Source organism: Pseudoroseomonas ludipueritiae (genome assembly GCF_014490445.1).
Taxonomy (GTDB): Bacteria; Pseudomonadota; Alphaproteobacteria; order Acetobacterales; family Acetobacteraceae; genus Pseudoroseomonas; species Pseudoroseomonas ludipueritiae.
On record NZ_JACTUZ010000297.1, the window covers coordinates 1 to 2,150 of the forward strand.

The following is a 2,150-nucleotide window of genomic DNA, read 5'->3' on the forward strand; positions in this document are numbered from 1 at the left end:
CAAAGGCGGCCAGCCCGGTCTGGCCAATGGCCAGGGCGGCCAGGAAGCGCCCGGCATCCCGCGCGCGCCAGAGCGCCAGGGCCGCCAGCGCCATGCCGGCCAGCCCAGCCAGGAGCAGCGGCGCGCCCGGCGGCATCCAGGCCGGGTTCAACGCCGCCACCGCCTTGGCGCGCAACAGCGCATGCAGCGCCGCCTGCCCCAGCAGGGCAATGGGAATGACGATCAGCGGCGTCGGCGCCTCGGCCTGGGCGTCGCCGCGCCAGAGATGCAGCGGCACCAGCCCGGCCTGGGCGCCATAGCCCGCCAACATCAGCACGAAGCCCAGCAGCAGAGGGCCGGATTCGACCTCCCGCCCCACGCGCAGCAGGGTCTCGAAGGAGAGCGCGGCTTCCCCCGCCAGAGCATGGGCGGCCATGGCCAGGGCCAGGGTGCCCAGCAGCGCCAGGGCGGAGCCGGCCCCCAGCAGCAACACCGCCTTCCAGGCGGCGGAAAGCGCGGCGGCGCCATGGCGCAGGCCCACCAGCAGCGCCAGCACCAGCCCGGCCAGGGCCAGCGCCATCCACATCAGCAGCGCGTCATCCGCCAGCAGCGCCAGATGCGTCAGGCCCAGCATGGCCTGGTAGCCGGCATTCCAGGCACGGCCGGCGCCTTCCGGCAACGGCAGGGCCATGGTGGCGACGGCGCCGCTAAGCCCGACCAGCGCGGCGGGCAGCAGCAGGCACAGGTTCAGCGCATCGGGCCGCAACAGCCCGGCGCCCTCGGCGGGCACGGCCAGCAGCAGCACGGCCAGCGGCAGGGTCAGCGCCGCCACCGCCACGCTGACGCGGGCGCCGACGCGGACATTGGAGATGGCGGCCAGCGCCGCCGCACCCAGCAGCGGCACCAGCACCGGCAGCCAGGGCAGCAGCGCGGGGGCAAACACCGGCAGCAGCCAGCCGGGGGGTGCATCGGGCAGCCAGGGGATCATTCGGGGTCCCTGTTCACCTGCGGCCGCAGGGTCAGGAAGCCCGCCACCACGCCAAAGGGCACCGCCATGGCCACCACGGCCAGGGCCGGCAACAGGCGCAGCTCCGGCACCGCCAGGGCGGCCAGCAGTGCGCCGTTCATGGCGCAGGCCAGGCCGATCGCCTGCCCCAGGGGGCCGCGCCGCGCCGCCATGACCAGCAGCCCCACCAGCAGCACCGAAAGGGAGAGCACCAGGTCCTGCCGCAGCACCGCGGCGGCACCTTCCGTCACTGGGCGCAGAGCCAGCACCGCCAGCAGCACCAGCGCCACGGCGGCGGAAAGCCCGCCCAGCGGCCGGTGCACCGGGGCGGCCGCGGGCTCCCAGCGCAGGCCCTGGCGCCGCACCCATTCCCGCAGGGCCAGGGGCAGCAGCACCCCCTGCCCGGCCAGCAGCAGCGCGGCGACCAGCGTCAGGGAGGGTGCCTCCCGCGCCCAGGCGTGGCAAAGCGCCACCACGGCCAGCAGCACGCCCTGGGCCGCCAGCGCATCGATGGCGGCCACCACGCGCCGCCGCAGCACCAGCGCGAAGGAGAGCAGCAGCACGCCGCCGCCCAGCAGCGGCACCAGATTGGCGGGCAGTTCCGTCAGGTTCATGCCACCCCCGCCGAAAGAAACAGCCAGGCGACACCCAGCAGGGCCACCAGGGCGGCGGCACCCATCATTTCCGCCATGCGGCGTTTCCGCAGCCGGGCCAGATTGGCCTCGGCCACCGCCAGAACCACTGTCAGCAGCAGCAGCTTGGCGCACCAGAGCGGCAGCGCCGTCAGCCAGCCGCCCAGACCGGCATCGGGGAAGGCGGTGCCAAAGGGCACGAAGAGGCCCTGGAGCAGCGCCACCCAGAGCACCAGCCGCAGCGCCCGCTGCATCTCCCACAATGCGAGGTGCCGGCCGGAAGCCTCCGGCACCGGGGAGCCACTGGACAATTGCCCGGTGCCGGCCAGCGCCACGGCCAGCAGCGCCGGCAACAGCAGCGCCAGGGCGAGGCGCGGGCCCAGTGCGGCCTCCTGCAAGGTGGCGCCGATGACATCCGGGGCGGTGCTGCCCGTCAGCACAGCGAAGCCCATGGCGGCCAGCAGCAGCGCCGGCAGGGCGAAGCCATCCTGCCCCATGGCGCGGGCGGCGGCGCGGCCACCGGCGGCGGTGCC

2 protein-coding genes and 1 pseudogene are annotated in these 2,150 nt (G+C 75.2%); all 3 read right to left on the minus strand.

What is annotated here, in order from left to right; all coding sequences use genetic code 11:
* The coding region (locus IBL25_RS25735; protein WP_275296074.1) for a proton-conducting transporter transmembrane domain-containing protein at positions 1 to 967 on the minus strand (967 nt) is incomplete at its 3' end.
* Positions 964 to 1,599 (minus strand): hypothetical protein, encoded by a 636-nt coding sequence (locus IBL25_RS25740; RefSeq protein WP_187781290.1) that lies wholly within the window; start codon positions 1,597 to 1,599, stop codon positions 964 to 966. The genes IBL25_RS25735 and IBL25_RS25740, both read right to left, overlap by 4 nt.
* Positions 1,596 to 2,150 (minus strand): annotated as a pseudogene (locus IBL25_RS25745) (hypothetical protein); the annotation flags it as partial. The gene IBL25_RS25740 and the pseudogene IBL25_RS25745, both read right to left, overlap by 4 nt.